The sequence below is a fragment of the Brevundimonas variabilis genome (assembly GCF_014199945.1).
GTDB classification, from domain to species: Bacteria; Pseudomonadota; Alphaproteobacteria; order Caulobacterales; family Caulobacteraceae; genus Brevundimonas; species Brevundimonas variabilis.
In genome coordinates this window covers 144,573-167,609 of record NZ_JACHOR010000005.1, presented here as the reverse complement: position 1 = coordinate 167,609, position 23,037 = coordinate 144,573, and the positions used below count along the sequence as shown (strand labels likewise).

The window sequence follows — 23,037 nt, the reverse complement described above, 5'->3', positions numbered from 1 at the left end:
ATCCGCTTACTGCATCGCCGTCGGCGTGTCGCCGTCGCCCGTCTCGGCGGCATCGATCCGCATCAGGGCCGTCAGGACGGCTGACCGGTTTTCAAGCGTCACGGCTTCCAGCAGCGCCTGTTTCTCCGGACCTTCGAACGGCAGGGCCATCGACAGGCTGTTGACCAGCGCCTCCTGGGGCGCGGCCTCGGCCGTGTCCCAGTCGATCTCGAGTTGCCGGCGCTCCAGATACGCCCGCAGGGCGTCGAGGAAGGTCTCGCGATCGAAGTCGACCCCGGTCGGGGCGATCAGGTCGCTCTCGAAACTGGCGAAGGCCGCGCGGACCTGACGATAGGGGGTCTGTGACGGCATTTCCGCCGTGACCCGGAACCGGCAGACGCCCGTCAGGGTGATCAGGTATCGGCCGTCCGATGTCTCGGCGAAACTGGTGATCCGCCCGGCACAGCCGACGGCTGCCAGGCTGGGCAGCTGGCGCGGACCGCCCGGCGACTGGATCAGGCCCAGAATCCTGTCCCCGGCCATCGCATCGTCGATCATGTTCAGATAGCGCGGCTCGAAGATGTTGAGCGGCAACTGCCCGCGGGGCAGCAGGATAGTCCCCGAAAGGGGGAACACCGGGATCACCTGGGGCAGGTCCGCTGCCTTTACATACCCTTGCGCCATAGCTGTTGTTCCTATCAGGCGAACAGGATCGAGGACAGGCGACGGCGCCCATCCTTCGCCACGTCGCTGGTGGCCCCGGCCGCTTCGAAGACGACAAGGAGCTGTTTGCGCGCAGCCTGCTCGTTCCACTCCCGATCGGCCTGGACGATGGTCAGAAGGGAGGTGACGGCCCCTTTCAGGTCCCCCGACGCGGCCTGGGCCAGCGACAGGTCATAGCGGGCCCGATGGTCGCCCGGATTGGCGGCAACCTGAGCCTCAAGTTCCGTCGTCCCGCCCGCGGGCGCTGTGGCGGCCAGCGCCAGCTGGGCCCGGACAGACTGCACCGCAGGCTCGGTTGAATCCGCAGGGGCCATGGCGATGGTCTGGGCAGCCTGTTCGGCGTCGCCGTCGGCCAGATAGACCCGCGCCATGCCGGCGATGGCCTTCTGGTTGTCGGGCTCCATCTGCAGGATCTGGGCAAAGGCCTGGGCCGCGCCGCCAAGGTCGTCCAGAGACAGGGATTCCTCGCCCAGCGACAGCAGCTGAACGACGTCCGCATTGACGCCCTCGCCACCGGTCAGCTTGTCGATGAAGGCATTCAGCTGGCTGTCGGGCAGGGCGCCCATGAACCGGTCGACGGGGCGGCCATCGACGAAAGCATAGACCGTCGGGATCGACTGGACCTGAAGCTGCTGCGCATAGGCCGGGTTCTTGTCGACATCAATCTTGACCAGCTTGATCTTGCCGCCCTGCGCCCGCACCGCCTTCTCGAGGGCCGGGGTCAGCTGACGGCAAGGCCCGCACCAGGTCGCCCAGAAATCGACCAGCACAGGAACCGACCGCGACGCCTCGACCACGTCGATCATGAAACTGGCGTCCGAACCGTCCTTGATCAGGTCGTTCGGTGCGGTGGTCGGGTCGGCAAAGGTCATGGTTGGGTCCCTGTAACGCAAATCCTCGTCGAGGAATGGATCAGATGGTCGCGGACGGGCAAGGGGACAAGTCACGCACCCTTCAACATTCGGCTGTCAGGCGAGCGTGTCGCGTCGCCTTGCTCCCCGGGTTAACCATCCGGGTCCTTGCAGAACAACATCCGTGCCTCAGCCGCCCGCCCAGCGCCGGTTCGGAAGCCCCAGATCGGGGTCTTTGGTTTTCCCCAGCGGGTTGCAACCTTAACAAAACCTTTCCGGATGGCGCTATCGGTCTGCCATGGCTGGAGAAATGACTGTGAAACAGGTTCTGATTCTGACGCTCGGCGCGGCTCTGGCCGTCGCCGGAACGGCAACGGCTGGCGAGCACGGTGGCAACCGTGGCGGCGGCGGACATCCCGGTGGCGGATACCAGGGCTGCGGCGGTGGTTGTGGCGGCGGCGGCGGACACCCGGGTGGCGGTGGAAACTATGGCCGCAACGTCAATGTGAACGTCAGCAATCACGTCAACGCCTCGTCCCATGCCTATGCCTCGTCCTCGGCCAGCGCCTACGGATCGGCCAGATCGTTCAGCACGGCCAGCGCCGTCGGCCGGTACGGTGGCGGCGGAACCAGCTACCGCGGCGTCGGCGGCTACTATGGCAACGGCATCAACACCTATGCCGGCGACTATGGTTCGGCCTATGCAGTCGGCGTCCCGGTCCAGTATGCGGGCGGCGGCGTCACGGCCATCGGCTGGAACCGCGCTCCGGTCAGCGCCCCCTTCGGCTATGAGGTCCGTGGGTTCGGTCGCGACTATCACGGCAGCCGCCGCTCGGAAGCGCGCTATGAGGAGCGCTACGAGGCTCCGATCCGCGAAGAACGCTATGAGGAACGCTACATCGAACATGAGGCTCCGGTCGTCGAGCGCCGCGTGGAGCGTCACGTCCAGTACAGCGCCCCGGTGATCGAGGAGCGCTACGAAGAGCATCACGACCGTGGGGGTCGTTACGGCTACAGCGAGCAGCGCTTCTACGAACAGGGTCATGAAGCCGCTCCGGTCCATGCCTATGGCCCGGCTGCCAACATCCACTATGAGGCTGCCCGTCCACAGCCCCGCCCACAGCCGATCGTGGTGCGCGGCGCGCCCGTGCGCGTCTCCCAGGCTCCGGTCTACATCGACAGCCCGCCCGTCTATGTCGACGCGCCGCCGGTCTATGTCGATAGCCCGCCGGTCTATGTCGAGGCACCCCCGGTCTATGTCGATCCGGCCCGCATCCGCGTGCGGCCGTCCGACGTCCACGTTCGCCCGTCGGACGTCCACGTCCGCGCTCCCGAGGTCCACGTCCGGCCGTCACAGGTCCATGTCGCCCCGGCCGAGGTCGAGGTGAGCCAGGCAGAAGTTCATGTGGCCGCACCGAATGTGCACCAGGAAGAATACCGGGCTCCCGCGACGCCGAACGAGTTCTACGGCATCGACGAGGCGACACCCCCGCCGCCGCCGCCGCCCGCGCCGCAGGCCCGCCCGCATCACCCGCGCCCGTCGACCGAGCGTCCCTATGAGCGGGACGCCCACGGGGAACGCGGCTAGCGCCTGTCCCGGTCGCGGTCTGTTACGACCGGACCTCGCTCATCTCGCCCGCGATCCGGCCGGCGGCCATGACGGGGTCGGGATCTCCGATCACGGGGCGAGCCACCACCAGGTGGGTCGCTCCGGCCTGAAGGGCGGCCTGCGGCGTGGCAACACGCTGCTGGTCGCCCTTTTCGCTTCCGACCGGTCGTACGCCCGGGGTCACGATCAGGAAGTCGGGTCGACCGGCCGCAAGGGCGATGGCCCGCACCCGCGCGGCTTCCAGCGGGCTCGAGACCACGCCGTCGATGCCGCAATCCAGCGCCTGCCGGACCCGCTGCGCGACCAGATCCGCCGCCGTCGCGCCATAGCCGATGGCCGCCAGATCCGCCTCCGACAGGCTGGTCAGGACGGTGACGCCCAGAATTTTCGTGTCCGTCCCCGCTGCGTCGCGCCCGCGCACCGCGCCTGACATGACCTGGGGCTCGGCATGCACCGTCAGCAGGTCACAGCCCCCCTCGGCAACCGCCCGGGCAGCCCCTTCCACCTGGGCGCCGATGTCGTGGAGCTTCCAGTCCTGGAACACGGCCTTCCCGCGTGCGCGCAGTTCATGGGCAAGTTCGACCCCGCCCGGCCGCGCCAGCAGCGTCAGCCCGATCTTGTAGAAACTGACCCCCTCGCCGATGCGGTCGACCATCGCCTTCGCGGCCTCGATCGAGGGCAGGTCCAGCCCCACGATCAGTCGCGGGTCATTCAGCAGCGGTGAGGTCATCGACGGGCTCCGGCGAACCGGCTAGAGCGGGACGCGAACACGTCGGCGTCGGGCCGGTAGGGATTTCAGGCTGAGGGGGCTGGCATGGACGCCGTCGATCTGGGGGTCAACCTCTTCGTGGCGCTGTTCGCCCTGGTCGATCCGATCGGCAACATCCCGATCTTTGCCGCCGCCACCGCCGGAGCCAGTGCGCGCCAGCGGATTTCGGTCTCGGCCCTGATCTGCCTGTTCATCGTGGCCTTCCTGGCCTTCTTCTTCTTCACGGGGCTGGGGCTGCTGCAGTTCTTCGGCATCTCGCTGGCCGCCTTCCGGATCGCGGGCGGCATCCTGCTGCTGCTGCTGGGCCTGGACATGACCCGCGAGGACTTCCTGACCATGTTCGCCGATGCCGATGCGGCCAATGACGCCAAGGACGTTCGCGGCTATGCCAGCCGCCGCTTCAAACGTCTGATCGTGCCCTTCGCCATGCCGCTGCTGATCGGGCCGGGAGCCATCTCGACCATCATCATCCAGGCCGGAGAGGCGAGCAAGATCGGCTATGAAGGCACCGTCGCGGGCCTGGTGGCCATTGCCGCCGCCGGGGCCGCCACCTTCGCCTGTTTCGCCCTGACCGGCCCCATCAGCCGGCTTCTGGGCGATGTCGGCATGGCCATCATCGTGCGGGTCCTGGGGCTTATCCTCTGTGCGCTGGCGATCCAGTTCATCCTTGCGGGACTCGGCGAAGCCATTCCCGGGATGTTCGCCGGGGCCGTGACGTCCCCCTACCCTGACAGCGGTCACTAGGCGGATAGGCTAGAGGCGCTTCAGCCGCCGCGCGTGCCCTGCAATGATGCTCAGCGCCACACCATTGGGCAGCAGCTTCGGGATGATCGACAGCAACCGGTTTCGCCAGCCGGGAATGACGCGCGGCCGGTTGGCCTCGACCGCGTCGTAACCCGCGCGCGCCACCGCCTCGGCCGTCATCCACATCCAGGCGGGGTAGGCGGATGTGACGTCCGCACGCGAGCCGTTGATGTCATGGAATTCGGTGAAAGTGTAGCCGGGACACAGGGCCGTGACGTGGACCCCCGTGCCCTGCATTTCCAGGCGAAGCCCCTGTGAGGCCTTGATCAGGAAGCTCTTGATCGGTCCGTACAGCGTATCGCCCCCGGTTGCCGGCATAAGGCCCGCGATCGAGGCGACATTGAGGATCCGTCCGAACCGCCTCCCGACCATGCCCGGCAGCAGCAGCCGGCTCAGTTCGACGGGCGCGGTCAGCATGACCCGGATCGAGCCTGCGTGCTGTTCGGGCTTCGTGGCCAGAAACCCCGTCGTCAGGCTGAATCCGGCATTGTTGACCAGCCCGTCGACGGTCAGTCCCCGCGCCGTGATCTGGGCCACCAGCGCTTCCGGAGCGCCTGGTTCGGCAAGGTCTGCGGTCAGGACAGTGACGTTGGCTCCGATCCTCCGCGTCTCGTCGGCAAGGGCATCCAGCGCCGCCTCGCGCCGGGCCGTCAGGATCAGGTCCCAGCCCTCGGCCGCATAGACCCGCGCCATCGCCGCGCCGATTCCGGCGGAGGCCCCCGTGATCAGGACCGTTCGACGGCTCAAGCGGCCACGGCGCTCGCGCGACGAATGACCTCGGTGCACATCGGGTGCGGCTCAAGTCCCGCCAGAGAGTCCGGCTGACCAGCCAGCAGGTCGGCGATGCTGATCTTCGACAGGGCGGCCGAAGCAGCATTGTCAGCCGCCGTCAGGGCCTTGGCCACCTGGCGCGGGATATGCTGGCCAACGGGACAGCCTTTGGCTCCGGCTGGCGGCGAGCCCAGATGCGCACAGCCATTGACTGCACGCAGGACCACATCCAGCTGGATATCCTCGGGTTTCGCGAGCAACCAGGCCCCGCCCGACGCGCCGGGGCGGGTGGCGATCAGCCCGGCCTTGGCCAGCAGGGCTGTCACGCGACGGATCACCACGGGGTTCGTCGGCACCGACGCGGCCAGGATCGCACTCGGTACGGCCTGGGCAGCGGCAAAGGCACCCTTGTGGGCCAGATAGGCCAGGGCATGGGCGGCGACGGGAAAGCGTTGGCTGTCTGACATTTTTGGTTCGGGTCCGGACTTCAAGGTAGGCGCTCGCGCCCGGATTCACAAATAGCGGGTGCAAGGTGAACGGGGGCCGTCTGCACGACCATTGAATTCGTTTTGGGTGTGCGCGATTGAACCGGAAGCGGAATGAGCCTAAGGCCACGCCGCTTTGATGGGCCGCCGACGCGATGCCCGGAGGATATTCATGGCCGGGGACACACCCCAGGACGACAGCGCTCCCCTCGCCGCGTCCGCTACTGCCCCGTCTCCCGGCCCCGTCGCACATGCGGCGAAGAAGGCCGGATTCTGGGGTTTGACGATTGGCGCCATCGGCGTGGTCTTCGGCGACATCGGCACCAGCCCGCTCTATGCGCTGCGCGAGGCGATCGACCATGCGCGCGACGGCGTGGGTGGCGATCTGGCCGTCATCGGCGTCGTATCCCTGGCCTTCTGGGCGCTGATGATCGTCGTGACGTTCAAATACGTCTTCTTCCTGATGCGTGCGGACAACAAGGGCGAGGGCGGGACCCTGGCGCTCATGGCTCTGGCCCAGAATGCCGTCGGCCGCCGCAGTGCCTGGATCTTCATCCTGGGCGTCTGCGGTGCGGCGCTCTTCTATGGCGACGGCATCATCACCCCGGCGATTTCCGTCCTGTCGGCCGTCGAAGGCGTCAAGGATGCCCCCGGTATCGGTGGCGCACTGGATTCGTTCATCGTGCCGATCTGCGCCGGCATCCTGATCGCCCTGTTTCTTGTCCAGTCCAAGGGCACGGCGGGTCTCGCCAAATTCTTCGGCCCGATCACGGCCGTCTGGTTCCTGTGCCTGGGCGGGCTGGGCGTCTATCACATCTTCGACGACATCAGCGTGCTGCGGGCCCTGTCACCCCACTACGGCGTCCTCCTGCTGATCAACGACGGGTTTCTCGGCTTCATCATTCTGGGGAGCGTGTTCCTCGCCGTCACCGGCGCGGAGGCCCTGTATGCCGACATGGGGCATTTCGGGAAGGCTCCGATCCGCATGGGCTGGCTGACCTTCGTCCTGCCCTGCCTGACGCTGAACTATCTGGGCCAGGGAGCCCTGATCCTGTCCGACCCCTCGACCGCGGCCAATCCGTTCTGGGAAATGGTGCCAGAAGTTGCCTACTGGCCGATGCTGGGACTGGCCACCGCGGCGACGGTCATCGCTTCGCAGGCCGTCATCACCGGAGCCTTCTCGGTCACGCAGCAGGCTGTCCAGCTCGGGCTCCTGCCACGCATCGACATCAAATTCACCTCCGAAACCCAGGCAGGCCAGATCTTCGTCCCGGCCGTGAATACCCTGCTGCTGATCGGTGTCCTCGTGCTGCTGGTGGTCTTCCAGAGCTCGTCCAACCTCACGGCTGCCTATGGCGTGGCGGTGACCGGCACCATGCTGGTGAATACGATGATGGCGTATTTCGTCATCACCAAGAAGTGGAAGTGGCCCCTTTGGGCGGCGCTGGCGACCCTGATCCCGTTCGGCTTCATCGACATCGTGTTCCTGACCTCCAACCTGCTCAAGATCCCGGATGGAGCCTGGATGCCTCTGGTCCTCGGGGCCGGGCTGGTTCTGATCATGTGGACCTGGACCCGGGGCTCGCAGATCCTGACGACCAAGGCCAAGAAGGACAGCCTGCCGCTGACGGACCTGATCGAGATGCTGAGGGCCCGCCCCCCGCATCGCGCGCCCGGCACCGCCGTCTTCCTGACCAGCGATCCCGACGTCGCCCCCGTCGCCCTGATGCACAATCTCAAGCACAACAAGGTGCTGCACGAGAAGAACATCATCCTGACGGTCCGCACGACCGACCGTCCGCGGGTGCCCGACAGCGACCGGATCCTGATGGAAGTCATCAATGACGACTTCAAGAAGATCACCCTCCACTATGGCTTCATGGAAAGTCCGGTGATCCCGCGCGCGCTCGGCCTGTGCCGCAAACAGGGGCTGAAGTTCGACATCATGTCGACCAGCTTCTTCCTGGGTCGCCGCTCGGTCGTGCCGTCGGCGGCGCGGGGTATGCCCCTGTGGCAGGACAAGCTGTATATCTTCCTGATGCGAAACGCCGCCAACCCCACCGACTTTTTCCACATTCCCCCCGGCCGCGTGGTCGAACTCGGCACCCAGGTGGCGGTTTGAAGCCCGGTGGCCGGGCCGGCGGCCCCGGTGGCGGTGGAGGCGGCAAGAGCTCCGATGCCCGGGGTCGGCGCATGGCCGACAAGGCGCGCGGTCCGCGCCGTGAACCCAAGCCGCAGGAAGAGCGGGTCCACGACGAGACTGCCGACATCGGTGTGGAAGCCCGCGTGGCCGCCGGCGTCCTGCTGAATGCCGCGCTGATCCGGCGCGGCGGCCTCGACGAGGCCCTGGCCCTGCCGGCCGTGACGGCTCTGCCCGGACCGGACCGGGCCTTTGCCCGCGCGGTGGCCATGGCTGCGTTGCGTCGTCTCGGCGAGATCGACCAGATCCTGGACCGCCGCCTGCAGAAGCGCCCGCCCGAAGCCATCCGGACCATCATGCGGGTCTCGCTGGCCCAGACCCTGGTGCTCGGCACCCCGGCGTTCGCAGCCGTCTCGACCGCGGTGAAGCTGGCCGAACGCGAGGTCAAGACGCGGCCCTACAAGGCCCTCGTCAATGCCGTGCTGCGCGGGATCGAGCGCGAGGGTCCCGGCCCCACCGACGCCGTCGGCAATCTGCCCGACTGGATCGCTGCCCGCTGGAAACAGACCTATGGCGATGCGGCCCTGCAGGGCCTCGCACAGGCGGCCACAGAGGAACCGGCCACCGACCTCAGCCTGAAGCCGGGAGAAGACCCTGAGGCCCTGGCCGCCCTCGTCGAGGGCGAGGTCCTGCCGGGCGGGACGGTCCGTACCGGCATGCGCGGCGACGTCGCCACCTGGCCTGGCTATGAGGACGGCATCTGGTGGGTCCAGGACGCCGCCGCCGCCGTGCCGGTGCGCCTGCTGGCTCCGCAGGCCGGCGAGACAGCGCTGGATATGTGCGCCGCACCCGGCGGCAAGACGCTTCAGATCGCTGCTTCGGGAGCCTCGGTCGCCGCTCTCGACCGTTCCGATGCCCGGCTGAACCGGTTGCGCCAGAACCTCGGACGCACCGGCCTGGCTGCCGAGATCGCCGTCATGCCGGCCGAGGAGTGGCTGGACAGCCGTACCTTCGACGCCGTGCTGCTGGACGCCCCCTGCACGGCCACCGGCACCTTCCGTCGGAATCCAGAAGTCCTGCGCACCACCAAGCCGGCCGAGGTCGGCAAGCTGGCGGACGTCCAGCATCGCCTGCTGGATGCCGCAGCCGAGCGCGTCGCTCCCGGTGGGCGGCTTGTCTATTGCGTCTGTTCCCTGGAGCGCGAGGAAGGCGAGACCCAGATCATCGCCTTCCTGCGCCGCAACCCCGCCTTCCGCACAGCCCCGGCCGATCCCGGGGCTGTGGGCGCACCGTCGGAAGCCCTGACGCCGGAGGGGTGGCTCCGCATTCTGCCCTCGATGTGGGCCGACAAGGGCGGGGTCGACGGCTTCTTCGCTGCCCGGCTTGATCGGGTCGGCTAGAGACAGACGTCCAGAAAGGCCTTCAGGGACGCCGCGACCGTACCGCCTCGCCTCTGGCCCTCTTTGCGGAAGGACAGAGGCAGGACGCAGGGCCGACCCTAGTGCAGCATCCAGCCGTCCTCGCCGGCGGTGCGGTGCCATGGAAACGGGTCCGACAGGGCACCATCGTTGTTCACCGGAAGGGTCACCATCCAGTCGTCCGTAGGACTGGCAAAACCGCCGAACGGCATCGGCAGCCCGCCCTCGACGTCCGGCAGGACGAGCGGCTCCAGCGCGTCCTGTGCCGGCAGGACAAAGGCGTCATCGTCGATCTTGAAGGCGATCACGACATCGGCCGGATCTTCGCCCGCAGGTCCGGGCTGGACCTGCGGGTCCGGATCCATCCCCGTCTTCCCCTCGAACGGGGTGCCGTCGATACCCGTGTCATCCTCCGCCACCAGAACCAGCGGCTGTCCATCGAGCGCCTTCTGACCAGCGCTCTCCTCGACAGCGCCTGAGAAGGCAGCATCGATCGTGCGGATCCCGCCGGACCAGAGGGGTGCCGTCAAGGCCACATGCTCGGGGCTTTCGGAGAAGGCCAGCAGCAGGGCTGCGCGGCTGGTTCCGGTGTTCAGCGCATTGACCTGGACAGCGATCCCCGCCGCATCGCCTTCGCGGTCGAGGCAGAACCGGTAGAGCTGTTCGACGAAGGCCTGGTTGGACAGGGCACCGTAACGCGCCTGGAATTCCGGCGAGGCGGCAAAATTCGCGGCCAGGGTCAGCAGCGATGTCCCGGCGTTCAGGGCCGCGAGCTGACCGGCCAGTCCAGCGGCATCCGGCAGCCGGTCGAACGTCGCATCATAGAGTCGCGCGATCTGCAGGGCCTTTTCGTCGGGCACCCAGAGGCCGGCGTTCAGGACGGACTGGGTCTGAACCCGGTGTTCGCCGCTTTCGGAGAAATTGACCAGAAGCTGGGCCCGGCTGGTGCCCGTGTTCAGGGCCGCCGCCTGGAAGGTGATCTCCGCTGCGGTCGCGTCGCGATCCAGTGCAAAGCGATAAAGCTGGCCCACGAACTGCTCGTTTGACAGGGTGCCGTAGCGGTCCACGAACTCCGGCGAGGCCGTGAACGCGCTGGCCAGGGCCAGCAGGGTGGTCGAACCGCTGGCGAGAGCCCGGACCTGGACATCCAGACCGGCCTGGTCCGGCTGGCGGTCCAGGATGGTGTCGTACAACCGCATCACCTGGGCCGGGATGCCGTTGACGTCGAAACTCATCACGCCGTCGACAAAGCGGCACTGCTCGACGTCAACGAGCGTGTCCGTACCGCCCTCGGGGCCCCCGCTGACGGTAGACCGGGTCACGAAGGGCGTGACCGGCCCACTGGCGGCCGACACGCCGTACTGGCGCCGAACCCCGCTGTAGAGGGCCGCGTCGACACCGAAATCCCCATCGATCAGATCGGACCCGGCACCCCCGATCAGGGTGTCGATCCCGGCGCCACCTCGCAGGCTGTCATTGCCATCGCCACCATCCAGGGTCGCGCCAAGCGGATTGGTCGTGGGCGCAGCGGTAATCAGGATGTCGTTTCCGCCGCCGCCCCTCAGGATATCGACACCTCCATTGCCCTCGATCCTGTTCGCCTGGTCGTCTCCGATCAGCACGTCATTGAACGCTCCGCCGCGGATGTGCTCGAACCCGGTCAGGGTGTCGCTACCCTCTGCGCCCGTCGCGAGACCGGTCACCAGGCTGACCTGAACGCTGCCGCTCGCCCCGGAATAGTCGGCAACGTCGGATCCCGTACCGCCATCGAGCGTGTCATTGCCCAGCCCGCCGGTGACGATGTCATCGCCATTCCCGCCTGCGATCGTGTCATTGCCGGATCCGCCGTTCAGGCTGTCATTCCCCCCCAGGCCGGTGAGGGTGTCGTTGCCCCCAAGGCCCGACAGCGTGTCGTCGAAACCCGTTCCATCCATCAGATTGTTGAGGATATCGCCGGTAACCATCAGCCCGCCCAGCGTCACCGTCGGGATTGTCTGATCCGAAAAGCGCAGGAACTCGATGTTCCTCAGCGCGTCTGTGCCCTCGGTCGGATGGGAGACCAGCACCATCTGTCCCTCGACCGTGATGGTGTATTCCGACCGCGGGAACCGGAACACGGCCGTATCGGTCCCAAGGCCGCCATCGATTGTGTCCTGTCCCGCATTGCCGGTCAGGACATTGTCGCCGGAGTTGCCGGTGATCCGGTCGTTTCCGGACCCGCCGACGGCGTTCTCGATCGCAGCCCCCAGGGCGATCGCGACATTCCCGGTCAGCCCGCCCACGCTCGAGAAGCTGGTCTGGCGCAGGTCGATGGTCTGCTCGACGGCATAGCCCGAGAAATCGAGCGTATCGACGCCCCCGGCATCCCAGACGGCAAAGATCAGGGGACTGGTGCTGCTGCGGGCCGAGAACCAGGGCTGGCTGGCGGTGGAATTGAACCCGTAGACGGTATCTCCGGTCCGGGTCGTCATGTTCGCGCCGTACAGCCGCTGGATCGCCGCGATGTCGTCCAGCATGGGCGCTGCGCTGTAGCGCGCGCCATAGATGCCGCCGGTTGCGCCCTCGGTGAACGCACTCATCACCGAATATTGCTGGCTGTCCTCGAAATAGGCTGTCTCCGCTCTTTGCAGTCCGAGCGCCTGACCGATCGCAAAGGTGAGGTACCGCTGGCCATTTTCGAGCACGACGGGATTGGCCATGACGCCCCGGGCACTGTTGGTCCAGACATCACCCGCGCCTGACGCACTGTCACGGCTCCCCGGCGAGGCACCAAAGGCATAGACTTCCTGAGGCACGTTCGAGAAATTGCCGAACAGCATGGAGGCATTGTTCGTGTAGGCCTCTTCGCCAGCCGCGCCGCTGACGCGCTGGAAGGTGATGTTGGCCACATCCGACCAGGCGGACAGCGCCAGCAGGGTCGCGGCAATCTGGGCATCCGTGAAGCGGGAGAAGCCGCCGTAGCCATTCGGAATCGAGTCCGGTGCGGTGCTGCGGAAGGCAAAGGTAACGGTGACCGCCTGACCAACGGCTCCCGCGCCGTCCCAGTGCAGATTGCCCCGGGTGAGATGGGCGCCGGCTTCGCTGGTCCCCAGCGAGACCCGGCCATTCGGCCTCAGCCCGCCCCGATCCTCCGTGCTGGCGAAATACTGCGGGTTGGGATCAAGACCGTTGAAGCCCGAAAGAGCGCCGCCCAACCCCGCAAAATGAGCAAAACCGAACTCGGACTGTGTACCAGAACTGTCCAGATACCGGCTAGCAGGCATGATCGTCCCTCTCCTTCGCTCTTAGGCCCCTTGACCACCGTAGCGAGAGATCTGGAAACGGCAACCGCTGTTATATCAATTTCTCGATAAAAGAGCGTTGCTGACATCTTAAGCTATCCCCTAGAGAATAGTTCAATGTTGACAATCTTCTAGTCACTAAGCACTGCCATCTTCGGCAATCAGGGCGTGCGCTGAAACATCGCGGTTTGAGGATGACATTCCCTCAATCGTTGATTAGCCGCCGAAGGCCGCCATGTCCTCGTCGGAGATATCCTCGTTGGAATAGACGTTCTGCACGTCATCCTCGGCATCCAGCGCGTCCAGCAGCTTCATCAGGGTCCCGACAGCCTCGCCGGTCACCGGCACCTCGGACTGCGGCTTCCAGACGATGCCGGTGGACCGGGCGTCGCCCAGGATCTTGGACAGGGCCTCCGCCACCTCGTTCAGATCCTCGAAGGCGGTCCAGATCGTGTGGCCGGGTGCGTCCTCATAGATGTCCGGCTTGACCAGATCGCTCTCGACGTCCTGTGCTCCGGCCTCGATGGCGGCTTCCATGACGGCATCCTCGGACCCGGCTTCTGCGGGATAGCGGATCATGCCGACCCGGTCCCACATGAAGGCGACCGAATTCATCTCGCCCAGGGCCCCGCCATTCTTCTTGAAGGCCGTGCCGATGTTGGAGGCCGCGCGGTTGCGGTTATCGGTCAGGGCCTCGACGATGATGCCGACGCCACCGGGACCCCGCCCCTCGTAGCGGACCTCTTCCATCGTATCGACGTCACCGCCTGCAGCCTTGTTGATGGCGCGGGTGATCACATCCTTGGGCAGGCTTTCGGCCTTGGCGTTGTTGATGGCCAGCCGCAGGCGCGGGTTCAGGGCCGGGTCGGCCATGCCCGACTTGGCCGCGACCGTGATGTCGCGCGACAGTTTCGAGAACAGTTTCGAACGCTGGGCGTCGGCGCGCCCCTTGCGGTGCATGATGTTCTTGAATTTGGAATGGCCAGCCATGGAGTGTTCGGATCTGCTCGCAAAAAGAGAGCCGCGTCTAACCGATCGAAATGCCCCTGTCACGGCCAGGCGATGGCGCGGAACAGGTGGCCATGCCAAGGATTGAACCAAGACACCGATCAGGAGCCGATCATGACCGCCGAAGACACCGCCTATGACGACGACGATCTGGACGAAGCCGACATTGTCGAATGGTACGAGGCCCGACCGATCGCCGTCTCGACGGCCGTCGCCACCGGTTCGATCATCGGGGCGTTTGCCCTGGGCGTGCTGACCGCCGTCGGGGCCCTCGCCCTGCTCGGTTATATGGACGACTAGGCCGCCCGCAGGGTTTCCAGAAACCTGCGTATCGCATCGCCCGTGGGCACAGGCCTCCGGGTGATGCGATCGACCTGGACATGGACGAAATGGCCCTGGGCTGCGGCCTCGTCCTCGTCGTTCCGGAAGAGGCCGATCTCGTAGCGGACGCTGGACGTCCCCAGATGCGCGACCCGTACCCCGGCGGCGATGACATCCGGAAAGGCCGTCGAGGCGAAATACCGGCACCCTGTCTCGACCACCACCCCGATCGTTGCACTATCCGTGATGTCCAGCAGGCCCTCGTGGATCAGCATCCGGTTCACGGCCGTGTCGAACCACGAATAATAGACGACATTGTTCACATGGCCGTAGACGTCGTTGTCCATCCAGCGCGTCTCGATCCGCTCGAAATGCCGGTAATCCGCGCGCCGGGTCCGGTCCGCATCCCTCGCCATTCAGGCCTCCATCCAGACAATCAGGGTTTCGCTTGGCCGACGCGGCGTCAAGCGCCTACCGATAGACGAAGCTGATTGGCGGAGGCCCCATGACGATCACCACACGCGCTGCCATCCTGCGCCGAAGCGGTGCCAGCCACCCTTATGCCGACAGTCGCCCCCTCACGATCGAGACCGTGTCCCTCGATCCGCCGGGTCCCGGCGAGGTGCTGGTCGCGATCAAGGCAGCAGGTCTGTGCCACTCCGACCTCAGCGTCATCAACGGCGATCGCCCGCGACCCCTGCCGATGGCGCTCGGGCACGAGGCGGCCGGAATCGTCGAGGCTCTGGGCGATGGCGTGACCGATCTGGCCATCGGTGATCACGTCGTCATGGTCTTCATGCCGTCGTGCGGCCATTGCGATCCCTGCGCCGGTGGCCGGCCGGCCCTGTGCGAGCCGGGGGCGGCGGCGAATGGAGCGGGCGCGCTTCTGGCCGGGGGACGGCGGATCCATGCCGGTTCCGAGGTCATCAACCACCACCTCGGCTGTTCCGCCTTCGCCGAGCACGCCGTCGTGTCGCGCCGGTCGCTGGTCAGGATCGATCCCGCCCTGTCGTTCGAGGAGGCAGCCCTGTTCGGGTGCGCCGTGCTGACCGGTGTCGGGGCCGTCGTGAACACCGCGGCGGTCAAGGCCGGCCAGAGCGTCGTCGTCATCGGTCTTGGGGGTGTCGGTTTGGCCAGCGTGCTCGGGGCCCTGGCCAGCGGAGCCTCGCCGGTCGTGGCCGTTGATCTGTCGGAGGACAAACTGGCCCTGGCCCGCACCCTGGGTCCCGTGCAGACGGTCAATGCTTCGGACCCCGGCGCCGTCGCCCGGGTCCGGGCCCTGACCGACGGGGGGGCCGATGTGGCCTTCGAGATGGCAGGATCGCTCCGCGCCCTGGAAAGCGCCTGGGCCATGACCCGCCGCGGCGGGTTGACCGTCACCGCCGGACTGCCGCCCGCAGATGCCGCACTGGCGGTGAACGTCGTGTCGCTGGTAGCCGAGGAACGGACCCTGAAAGGCTCCTACATCGGAACCTGCGTCCCCAGTCGAGACGTCCCCCGCTACGTCGCCCTGTATCGCGACGGTCGTCTGCCGGTCGATCGTCTGATGAGCGGGACCATTGCCCTCGACGACATCAACGCCGGCTTTGACCGTCTGCACTCGAGTGAAGTTGTGCGGCTGGTGGTAAGGCTCTGAGGGCCAGTCCGGCCTGGAGTGCGCTCCCGTCCAGGACCGCCCTTGCGACACCCAGCGCCTGTTCCCGGATGTCGGGCACCGAGGTGATTTCCCAGAAGGCCCCGCGCGTCAGGGGGCCGACAGCATGCACGCCCGTGAGCGGCTGGTTGCGCCAGTCCACGAGGCGACATCGGTCGTCGATCCGCGCCCCCAGCCCGGAAGGGTCGGGGGTCAGCAGCCCACGCCGCCTCAGGCTCGAAATCAGCGGGTTCGCTGCGTGATCGACCGCTCCGTTCGGACCGGTGCAGTTGACCACCGCATCGACGCGAAACTGCCGGGCACGCCGCTCGCCGCGTCTGCGCCACGTCACGACAATGCCGCGCGCGTCGCGCTTCAGCGACACCGTCCGCCCCGCCACCACGCTGACCTCGCCCAGGTCGATCAGGGCGTCCAGCCGCTCCTTCACGGCGGGAGCCAGCCGGTGGCGATGGACATCCCACCAGGGACGCAGGTGACGCAGGAACTGTCGGCGCTGGACCGGGGTCCAGTCTCGCCAGAGGGTACTGGCCTGACTGCGCAGACCGTCCATCACCATCCGCCAGTCGCGCGCCTTCGCCTGATCGCGGACAGCCCGCAGCAGGGCAACCGGCGACAGACTGTCGGGGGCCTCCCAGATCGCCGGGCCGACCAGGCCATGCCCGCGGGGCGTCAACCCGCGCCGCGACAGGGCGGTGAACCGTCGACCCGGTCGTGCCAGACCGATCGCCACATCCACCATCGTCAGACCGCTGCCGACCAGCAGGACATGCTCGGCCGCATCCGACAGTCCGCCCGATTGGCCCCAGGGGTTCGCGAGATAGGCGGACGAAGCCAGCAGATCGGACGCGATCCCGACCGGCGGCGTCGGCTCCATGACGCCCAGAGCCAGCACCACCGCATCGGCCAGCATCGGGCGCTGGTCCGACAGCCTGAGGCGCCAACGGACCCCGACCCGTTCGATATCCTCGACCTCCGCGGCAAGCTGGGTCAGACGCCCACACGTGCGTGCGCCGTCCAGGATCGAGCGCAGATAGCGGCCATACAGACCCCGGGTGATGAACTGGCTGGTGGCGCTCCAGCCGCTCTGCTCGGTCAGCCACTCGGCCAGATGATGCGGCTCGTCCGAAAAGGCGCTCATGTTGGTCAGACGCACGTTCAGCACATGGTCCGGATTGGTCGTGGCATAGGCTGTACCGGGACCGAACACGCCACTCCGTTCGATCAGCACCACCCGGGCCTCGGGCGACAATCTGAGCACATGCACAGCGGTCAGAAGTCCGCTGAACCCAGCACCGACGACAGCGACCTTCATGCCGGTATCCCGTGTTGCGCCGGACCGATCGGTCGCTGGCCTCCGGACAGGCTAACCCCGACGACGGAGGTTCCCCGACTCACATTTTCTGGAAGAGTCGTTGAGGGACTCTCGGCCTTCAGATCAGAAACGCCGGAACAGCCGCGACGCCAGATAGCCGGTCATGGCGGCCAGCAGCACGCACATCAGGCCGTAAAGCCACGGCTGGCGATGGGCGAACTCGTACACATTCCGTTCGAAGCCGACCTTCTCGACCGTCAGGGTCAGGTTCGAGACCGAGACCGGATCCCCGTCCTGGAACAGCCAGACTTCGGCATTGTAGATGCCCGTCGGGGCGGTGGTGGGCAGTTCGACCTCGGCGCGGAACAGGCCCCGGTCGACGAAACTGACGCCCGCCGGATCGGTGTTATACAGGGCCGCGGCCTCGCGCAGCCGGATCACGGCCCGGCGCCAGTCCAGATAGTCCTCGCCCAGCCGGCTGACCACGACGTCGCGCACGCCGTAGCGGGTCACGGTCCGGGTCTCTTCCGGTGCATCGATCCGCAGATGGTCGACGCCGACGCCCAGCCGGCGCAACTGGCCGAAATCCGCGATGTCGCTCAGCGGCCGGGTCGAGGCCGTCATGTAGAAGCCGGGAGCCCCTTCGAACAGCACGGGACGACTGTTCAGCCATACGCCCATGTTGCGGGTCTTCTTGACCAGTCGGACGGGCGCATCGGGCCCCCGCACCACGACCACCACATCAGTTGGCTGGTCGCCCGGATTGAACACCGCGCCGTACAGGACGATCGTTGCCCCGCTGAACCCGGAATCGACCCGCACCCGCGCATCGGTCAGCGCCGCCGCGATCCGCAGATCCGAGGCCGTGTCGACCGAGCGTTCAGGCGCAGCGACCCGGGGCTCGACCGCGGGCGCGATGATGGCGGGCGGAGGGGGCGGGATCGGGATCATCCGTCGGATATCCCGGGCGCGAACAGGAACAGATCCGAAGGCCGCACGAACAGGTCCAGCCCCATCTGCATGCCCACCAGCAGGACAATCAGTCCCAGCGCAGCACGAAGCTCCTCGGCCCGGAATTTGCCGGCGAACCGCGCGCCGATCTGGGCCCCGACCACGCCCCCGACGACCAGGATCATGGACAGGACGATGTCGACGGTCTGGTTCCGGCCGGCCTGGAGAACTGTGGTGATCGCCGTGGTGATGATGATCTGAAACAGGCTGGTCCCGACCACGACCCCGGCCTTCATCCTGAGGACGTACAGCATGGCGGGCACAAGGATGAAGCCACCCCCCACCCCCATGATGGCAGACAGAACGCCCACCAGGATACCAAGCCCGATCGGTGGAATGACGCTGATGTAGAGGCCGGATCGGGGGAACCGCAGCTTGAACGGCAGGCCGTACAGCCACATCGGCCGTCGCCGGTCCTTGCGGGTCTGGGGTTCGCCACGCCGCTGCCGCAGGATCTCCGTCAGGCTCTCGTACAGCATCAGACAGCCGATCGAGCCGAGGAACAGCAGATAGCTGAGGGCCACCACAAGGTCGGCCTGGCCGAGCAGCCTCAGCCAGCGGAACACCTCGACCCCGGCGAAGGCGCCGATGGCCCCGCCTACCGCCATGATGCCGCCCATGCGATAGTCGACCGCGCCCTGACCGGAATAGCGGATGACGCCGGACGTGGAAGAGGCAACGACATGGCTGGCCTGACTGGCAACAGCGACCGTCGGGGGAATGCCCAGAAACACCAGGACCGGTGCCATCAGGAAACCGCCGCCGATCCCGAACAGGCCGGACACGAATCCGACCAGCGCCCCCAGCATCACCAGGACCGCCCAGTTCACCGAAACCTCGGCGATCGGGAGATAGATATCCAAAGGACGCGCCTTCGGCTGAAGGAAAAAGTCAGGCGCCGGACAGGCGTCGTCGCGGTCTTAGCGAGACAGGAGGCCCCCGGCCACCCGCCCCGCCGGAAAGTCACGGGCCGTCACCAAAACGCCTCAGCGCCGAATGGCAGGCCCCTAGCCGAGCGCCTCGGCGCTGAAGGCATCAGCCTCGGTGCGGGCTCTAGCGAGATCCTCGGCGGACACGGTCGAAGCCAGCCGGTCCACCGCCACCTCGGCCTGGGCGTCCCCCCCCCGGGCAGCAATCATGTACCAGGTCAGGGCCTTGGCCGGATCAGCGGCAATGCCCTCGTCGCCAGCCTCATAGATCTTAGCGGCATTGAACTGGCTGTCGATCAGACCGCGATCGGCGGCTCGGATGAGCCAGGTCAGGGCTTCGGACCGGCTCTGGTCGCCACCGACGCCATCGTACAGATACATTCCATAGGCGTGCATGCCCCGGGGATCGCCGCCTTCAGCGGCCTTGCGGGCCCACAGGCGGCTCTCGGCCTCGTCCTGAGGCACGCCGGCCTCGCCGGTCTGGTAGAGACCGACCAGTTTCAGCTGCGCCGGCGCATAGCCAAGATTGCCAGCCTCGATCAGGGGGGCGAGGCCGGCCGCGTCACCCGCGTCCAGCAGTTCCAGCCCTGTCTCGTAAAGCTCGATCGTCTCGGGCGAAGTCACGGCCGGGGTCGAGCCGAGCGTCGGGCTCAGGGCCATGGCCGCCATCGGCAGGGGACTGTCTTCCCCCGTCAGGCTGTCCAGCGAGAATTCCAGGCCCGTCAGCCGCATGGTGGAGATACCTGCCGCCACCAGGGCTGCGCTGGTGACCGAGGCCAGCAAGGCCTTGCGCACCGTCGAATTGCTGCGCGACGCCTGCTTGTCGAGGCGTTCCTGCAGCTTGGACTTGCCGCCTCGCATGAGGCTGCGCTTGGCTGCCGGGGACGCTTCGGGCGCGGCATTCATCGCCGCGCGCGCAGCCTCGATCGTCGTGCGTGTCGAAGCGGCCCGGCCCGCAGCTGCGGCGCTGGCCATCGACGCCCGCAGGATGCGCTCATCCACGAACTCGGTATCGGCCCCGAACATGTCATCGGGGTCCTGGAGCAGGGCATCGGAGACGTCGGCTCCCCCAAAGCCGCCAAAGGCATTGGCCTTGCCGAAGGTCGGCGCAGCCTCGCGCGGCTCGCGGGACTTCATCTGAGGCACGACGACTTCCGGGGCCGGCTCGATCGCCTGAAAAGCCTCGACCTCAGCGTCTGCCGAAGGTCCGTCTTCAATCGAGTCCGGCTCGGAAGGCGCATCCGCCTCGACGAAAGGGGGCGAGGGCAGCGGGGCCTGGGTCCAGCCATCATCCTCCTGGCCGAAGCTTTCGGACGGGAAGGCTGCCGCACGCCAGTCGCTCTCGACCGCAGCAGGGAAGGCCGCCACCGGAGCCGCAGCAACGACGATGGGATCGGCTGCGGGCGTGACCACAGGCGCAGACTCCGCCTCACGCCTGGCCTGACGCTCACGCGCCTCGCCCAGCAGCCGGGCCGTACGCTCCTCGCTGAGGCGCATCCGCTCGGCCATCTCGCCCGACGCCCGCTCGAACCGCTGGTCGGAGCGCTCTGCACTCTCTTCCAGACGACGGGCGATATCGTCGACCGCCTGGGCCGAACGTCGCTCGGACTGGATGATCCGATCCGCGAGACGATCCGAGATCCGGGTGATCTCCCCGCCCAGCTTCTCGAGGGCCAGGGCATTCTGATCGTCGGACCGGGTCAGCCGCTGTTCGATGACCTGGGCAAAGCGGGTCATGTCGCGGTCGACCCGCGTGGTGATGTCGCGTGTGATCGCTTCGGAGTCGAAGGTCGCACTGATCCGCTCGACCGAGCCGATCCGACCGTTCAGGTTCTGCGCGATCCGGACGATCTCGCGGCCCATGGTGTCCACGGCCTCGACCGAGCGCCGCTCGACCCCGTCTGCCCGGGCATCGATGGCGGCCACGGCGCGCTCGATGCGGGCCAGGCGACCATCGGCATCGACGGCATCCATGCGGCGAACGTGATCGGCCTGCTTCTCGTCGACCCGGCTCAGCACCGCATCGCGGCCCTCGCTGACCTGGCGCATGATCTCCTTGCGGCCGTCCTCGACCTGGCGCGTCAGGGTCTCGGCCAGCTTCTCGAACCGGCCCCCTTCCATGGAAATCTGCGCCTCGGCCGTATGCAGACGGTGATCCAGCCCGGCAAAGGTGCGTTCCAGGCCCTTCAGGGCCTCGGTCGTCGAGGCCTGGGCAATATCGAGACGCGCCGAGATCTGCGCCATGGCATCGGCGGACAGCGCGCCGTTCGGCACCTGACCGGCCGCCTTTTCGACGGCATCCATGCGCTGGCGAAGCTCGAGGGCCGCAACCCGCTGGCGCTCCTCGATATCGTAGAGACGGCTGGTGACGGCAGCGATGGATGTCTCGGTCTTGCCGAAGGCCTCGGCCGTACGCGGTCCGACTTCCTTTTCGAAGGCGCGCAGCCGTCGGGTCCCTTCGCGAAGCTCGTCGACGATATCGTCGATTCGCCCGGCCTGGGTGGCGGCATCCTGGTCCTGGGTGTCGATCCGGCGCAGCAGGCCGGCGACGGCCTGATCCACGCCCTGGATCGCCATGGTCGAGCGACGCTCGGCCGCCTCCAGACGGGCTGCGATCGCATCGACGGACGCCGCGACGCGATGCAGGACCTCGTCACGGGCGGGATCCCGGGCCGGCTCTCGATAGGCGGGGCGCTCCGCAGCGCGAGCATAGCGGCCCTCGTCGGCGTCATAGGCGTCGTCGAGACGGCGGGCCCGACCCCGGCGGTCGATGGCTTCGGCAGCATGGGCGCGACGTGGCAGGGGCGTGACGCCGTCATCCTCGTCATCGAGGATCATCGTGTTCAGCCATTCGCCCAGGGTCATCCCCGACCGGCGCGCCAGATCCTTGGCGATCTCGCGGGCCTTGGGCTCAATCCCCTTCACGCTCCATGGCGCCGCTGCGGTCACTGATTCGCCTCCCGAAACACATGCGGACGCTAGCTGTCCATATTCGGGGTGTAAATCTTTGGTTAACCCCCAGATATAGCGGGCAGCTCCGCTTTCTGTGGACATCGCCGCCCGACGCAACCCCGGCGATTCCCTCTTCGCGCCGACGTAGTTAACGGCACATTAAGATTAACCTCCCGGAAAGGAGGTTTGCCTTGCGCCCGACGCCCCTCCCCGCCACCTGCACGCCATGAGCATGACACTGACCCTCGCGCTGTTGGCGCTGGCGATTGGCCTGATGATCTTCGCGGGATGGCGGGGAGGCCGTCCACTGGACCTGACGAAAGGGCCACGCATGATGCCCTGGCGGTTCATCATGCTTCTGTCCGGAGCCCTTGCAGCCCTGCTGCTGATCCATGTCGGTACCTTGCTGGGTGTGATCAGGCCGCAGTAGCGCGCCGGAACCCTCGGCCCGACAAGGGGTTGTTGTGTCCTCCCATGCCCACAAGCGAGGCCACCATGTCCGATACCGTCCTGTCGCCCGAAAAGGCCGAGCAAGAGTTCTGGAAGCATCTGAAGTCATCCCAGACCGGGATGCTCGGTCTGGACCGGCCCGGCTACCACGCCCAGCCCATGACCGCCTTCGGCGAGCCCGAGACCGGAACCCTCTGGATCTTCACGCGCAATGACACGGACCTGGCGGCCGATGTCGCCACGCCGCAGGAGTCGATGTTCACCTACACCTCGAAGGACCAGGAAGTGTTCGCCTGCATCCAGGGCCAGTTGTCGATCGACAATGACCGCGCCCGGATCGAGGAATACTGGAACCCGGTCGTCGCCGCCTGGTATCCCGAGGGCAAGGACGATCCGCACCTGACCCTGCTGCGCTTCGACGGCGGCGACGGCCGGATCTGGGTTTCGAAGAAGGGACCGGTCGGCTTCTTCTACGAAATCGCCAAGGCCAATCTGACGAAGACGACGCCGGACGCGGGCGGGGTCGTGGACGTCAATCTCGGCTGACCCGCCGACACCTTACCTATCCCA

Annotated in this window: 20 protein-coding genes; 8 read left to right on the top strand and 12 right to left on the bottom strand. The window is 66.9% G+C overall.

The genetic code is table 11. The features are described 5' to 3' along the window. Nucleotides 1-6: 6 nt before the first annotated feature. Both GGR13_RS14390 and trxA read right to left on the bottom strand, forming a co-directional pair. A complete protein-coding gene (locus GGR13_RS14390; RefSeq protein ID WP_183214281.1) occupies nucleotides 7-663 on the bottom strand; it encodes an LON peptidase substrate-binding domain-containing protein in 657 nt (218 codons plus the stop codon). A 14-nt stretch (nucleotides 664-677) separates the two neighbouring features. Further along, on the bottom strand, nucleotides 678-1,574 hold the full coding sequence (trxA, locus tag GGR13_RS14385; protein WP_183214280.1) for a thioredoxin: 897 nt from the start codon (nucleotides 1,572-1,574) through the stop codon (nucleotides 678-680). Between the two features lie 277 nt (nucleotides 1,575-1,851). On the opposite strand from trxA, the gene GGR13_RS14380 reads away from it, so the two are divergent. Further along, complete coding sequence (locus GGR13_RS14380) at nucleotides 1,852-3,141, top strand: hypothetical protein (RefSeq protein WP_183214279.1); 1,290 nt, start codon at nucleotides 1,852-1,854, stop codon at nucleotides 3,139-3,141. Nucleotides 3,142-3,163: 22 nt separating this feature from the next. Here the strand turns inward: GGR13_RS14380 and pyrF are convergent, their stop codons facing one another. Then, entirely contained in the window at nucleotides 3,164-3,880 is a 717-nt protein-coding gene (gene pyrF / locus GGR13_RS14375; protein WP_246347910.1) for an orotidine-5'-phosphate decarboxylase, read from the bottom strand. Between the two features lie 96 nt (nucleotides 3,881-3,976). On the opposite strand from pyrF, the gene GGR13_RS14370 reads away from it, so the two are divergent. Next, nucleotides 3,977-4,675, top strand: coding sequence for a MarC family protein (locus GGR13_RS14370; RefSeq protein ID WP_183214277.1), 699 nt, complete (start codon nucleotides 3,977-3,979; stop codon nucleotides 4,673-4,675). Between the two features lie 9 nt (nucleotides 4,676-4,684). Here the strand turns inward: GGR13_RS14370 and GGR13_RS14365 are convergent, their stop codons facing one another. Beyond that, complete coding sequence (locus GGR13_RS14365) at nucleotides 4,685-5,482, bottom strand: SDR family NAD(P)-dependent oxidoreductase (protein ID WP_183214276.1); 798 nt, start codon at nucleotides 5,480-5,482, stop codon at nucleotides 4,685-4,687. Continuing rightward, nucleotides 5,479-5,973 carry an Rrf2 family transcriptional regulator gene (locus GGR13_RS14360; protein ID WP_183214275.1) on the bottom strand — a complete coding sequence of 165 codons (495 nt, stop codon included), beginning with the start codon at nucleotides 5,971-5,973 and terminating at the stop codon, nucleotides 5,479-5,481. The genes GGR13_RS14365 and GGR13_RS14360 overlap by 4 nt, the downstream gene beginning before the upstream one ends. Nucleotides 5,974-6,163: 190 nt before the next feature. On the opposite strand from GGR13_RS14360, the gene GGR13_RS14355 reads away from it, so the two are divergent. Continuing rightward, a complete protein-coding gene (locus GGR13_RS14355; RefSeq protein WP_183214274.1) occupies nucleotides 6,164-8,113 on the top strand; it encodes a potassium transporter Kup in 1,950 nt (649 codons plus the stop codon). A gap of 71 nt (nucleotides 8,114-8,184) precedes the next feature. Next, on the top strand, nucleotides 8,185-9,531 hold the full coding sequence (locus tag GGR13_RS14350) for an RsmB/NOP family class I SAM-dependent RNA methyltransferase (RefSeq protein WP_183214273.1): 1,347 nt from the start codon (nucleotides 8,185-8,187) through the stop codon (nucleotides 9,529-9,531). Between the two features lie 98 nt (nucleotides 9,532-9,629). Here GGR13_RS14350 and GGR13_RS14345 read toward each other — a convergent pair whose 3' ends face one another. Both GGR13_RS14345 and GGR13_RS14340 read right to left on the bottom strand, forming a co-directional pair. Then, nucleotides 9,630-12,812, bottom strand: a complete 3,183-nt coding sequence (locus tag GGR13_RS14345) for a DUF4214 domain-containing protein (RefSeq protein WP_183214272.1) — start codon at nucleotides 12,810-12,812, stop codon at nucleotides 9,630-9,632. Between the two features lie 234 nt (nucleotides 12,813-13,046). Then, nucleotides 13,047-13,820 (bottom strand): YebC/PmpR family DNA-binding transcriptional regulator, encoded by a 774-nt coding sequence (locus GGR13_RS14340; protein WP_183214271.1) that lies wholly within the window; start codon nucleotides 13,818-13,820, stop codon nucleotides 13,047-13,049. A 132-nt stretch (nucleotides 13,821-13,952) separates the two neighbouring features. On the opposite strand from GGR13_RS14340, the gene GGR13_RS14335 reads away from it, so the two are divergent. Then, nucleotides 13,953-14,138 (top strand): hypothetical protein, encoded by a 186-nt coding sequence (locus GGR13_RS14335; RefSeq protein ID WP_183214270.1) that lies wholly within the window; start codon nucleotides 13,953-13,955, stop codon nucleotides 14,136-14,138. On the opposite strand, the gene GGR13_RS14330 is transcribed toward GGR13_RS14335, so the two are convergent. Beyond that, entirely contained in the window at nucleotides 14,135-14,575 is a 441-nt protein-coding gene (locus GGR13_RS14330; protein ID WP_183214269.1) for an acyl-CoA thioesterase, read from the bottom strand. The two genes, GGR13_RS14335 and GGR13_RS14330, sit on opposite strands and share 4 nt — an antisense overlap. A gap of 89 nt (nucleotides 14,576-14,664) precedes the next feature. Here GGR13_RS14330 and GGR13_RS14325 point away from each other — a divergent pair, with 89 nt between their 5' ends. Further along, nucleotides 14,665-15,795 (top strand): zinc-dependent alcohol dehydrogenase family protein, encoded by a 1,131-nt coding sequence (locus tag GGR13_RS14325; protein WP_183214268.1) that lies wholly within the window; start codon nucleotides 14,665-14,667, stop codon nucleotides 15,793-15,795. Here GGR13_RS14325 and GGR13_RS14320 read toward each other — a convergent pair. From GGR13_RS14320 to GGR13_RS16890, 4 genes are all read right to left on the bottom strand, one after another. Continuing rightward, on the bottom strand, nucleotides 15,734-17,125 hold the full coding sequence (locus GGR13_RS14320; RefSeq protein ID WP_183214267.1) for an FAD/NAD(P)-binding protein: 1,392 nt from the start codon (nucleotides 17,123-17,125) through the stop codon (nucleotides 15,734-15,736). The two genes, GGR13_RS14325 and GGR13_RS14320, sit on opposite strands and share 62 nt — an antisense overlap. Before the next feature lie 123 nt (nucleotides 17,126-17,248). Beyond that, nucleotides 17,249-18,076 (bottom strand): TIGR02186 family protein, encoded by an 828-nt coding sequence (locus GGR13_RS14315; protein ID WP_183214266.1) that lies wholly within the window; start codon nucleotides 18,074-18,076, stop codon nucleotides 17,249-17,251. After that, nucleotides 18,073-18,999, bottom strand: a complete 927-nt coding sequence (locus GGR13_RS14310) for a sulfite exporter TauE/SafE family protein (protein WP_183214265.1) — start codon at nucleotides 18,997-18,999, stop codon at nucleotides 18,073-18,075. The genes GGR13_RS14315 and GGR13_RS14310 overlap by 4 nt, the downstream gene beginning before the upstream one ends. A gap of 144 nt (nucleotides 19,000-19,143) precedes the next feature. Next, on the bottom strand, nucleotides 19,144-22,014 hold the full coding sequence (locus GGR13_RS16890) for a hypothetical protein (RefSeq protein ID WP_343060426.1): 2,871 nt from the start codon (nucleotides 22,012-22,014) through the stop codon (nucleotides 19,144-19,146). Between the two features lie 235 nt (nucleotides 22,015-22,249). On the opposite strand from GGR13_RS16890, the gene GGR13_RS14300 reads away from it, so the two are divergent. Both GGR13_RS14300 and GGR13_RS14295 read left to right on the top strand, forming a co-directional pair. Beyond that, a complete protein-coding gene (locus tag GGR13_RS14300) occupies nucleotides 22,250-22,447 on the top strand; it encodes a hypothetical protein (RefSeq protein ID WP_343060425.1) in 198 nt (65 codons plus the stop codon). Nucleotides 22,448-22,512: 65 nt separating this feature from the next. Continuing rightward, nucleotides 22,513-23,013 (top strand): pyridoxamine 5'-phosphate oxidase family protein, encoded by a 501-nt coding sequence (locus tag GGR13_RS14295; protein WP_183214263.1) that lies wholly within the window; start codon nucleotides 22,513-22,515, stop codon nucleotides 23,011-23,013. The last annotated feature ends 24 nt before the right edge of the window (nucleotides 23,014-23,037 follow it).

What these genes read in the sequence shown, in the direction of transcription:
- GGR13_RS14390 (WP_183214281.1), bottom strand. Translation starts at nt 663, where the DNA reads ATGGCGCAAGGGTATGTAAAGGCAGCGGACCTGCCCCAGGTGATCCCG.
- trxA (WP_183214280.1), bottom strand. Translation starts at nt 1,574, where the DNA reads ATGACCTTTGCCGACCCGACCACCGCACCGAACGACCTGATCAAGGAC.
- GGR13_RS14380 (WP_183214279.1), top strand. Translation starts at nt 1,852, where the DNA reads ATGGCTGGAGAAATGACTGTGAAACAGGTTCTGATTCTGACGCTCGGC.
- GGR13_RS14370 (WP_183214277.1), top strand. Translation starts at nt 3,977, where the DNA reads ATGGACGCCGTCGATCTGGGGGTCAACCTCTTCGTGGCGCTGTTCGCC.
- GGR13_RS14360 (WP_183214275.1), bottom strand. Translation starts at nt 5,973, where the DNA reads ATGTCAGACAGCCAACGCTTTCCCGTCGCCGCCCATGCCCTGGCCTAT.
- GGR13_RS14355 (WP_183214274.1), top strand. Translation starts at nt 6,164, where the DNA reads ATGGCCGGGGACACACCCCAGGACGACAGCGCTCCCCTCGCCGCGTCC.
- GGR13_RS14350 (WP_183214273.1), top strand. Translation starts at nt 8,185, where the DNA reads ATGGCCGACAAGGCGCGCGGTCCGCGCCGTGAACCCAAGCCGCAGGAA.
- GGR13_RS14345 (WP_183214272.1), bottom strand. Translation starts at nt 12,812, where the DNA reads ATGCCTGCTAGCCGGTATCTGGACAGTTCTGGTACACAGTCCGAGTTC.
- GGR13_RS14340 (WP_183214271.1), bottom strand. Translation starts at nt 13,820, where the DNA reads ATGGCTGGCCATTCCAAATTCAAGAACATCATGCACCGCAAGGGGCGC.
- GGR13_RS14335 (WP_183214270.1), top strand. Translation starts at nt 13,953, where the DNA reads ATGACCGCCGAAGACACCGCCTATGACGACGACGATCTGGACGAAGCC.
- GGR13_RS14330 (WP_183214269.1), bottom strand. Translation starts at nt 14,575, where the DNA reads ATGGCGAGGGATGCGGACCGGACCCGGCGCGCGGATTACCGGCATTTC.
- GGR13_RS14325 (WP_183214268.1), top strand. Translation starts at nt 14,665, where the DNA reads ATGACGATCACCACACGCGCTGCCATCCTGCGCCGAAGCGGTGCCAGC.
- GGR13_RS14320 (WP_183214267.1), bottom strand. Translation starts at nt 17,125, where the DNA reads ATGAAGGTCGCTGTCGTCGGTGCTGGGTTCAGCGGACTTCTGACCGCT.
- GGR13_RS14315 (WP_183214266.1), bottom strand. Translation starts at nt 18,076, where the DNA reads ATGATCCCGATCCCGCCCCCTCCGCCCGCCATCATCGCGCCCGCGGTC.
- GGR13_RS14300 (WP_343060425.1), top strand. Translation starts at nt 22,250, where the DNA reads ATGACACTGACCCTCGCGCTGTTGGCGCTGGCGATTGGCCTGATGATC.
- GGR13_RS14295 (WP_183214263.1), top strand. Translation starts at nt 22,513, where the DNA reads ATGTCCGATACCGTCCTGTCGCCCGAAAAGGCCGAGCAAGAGTTCTGG.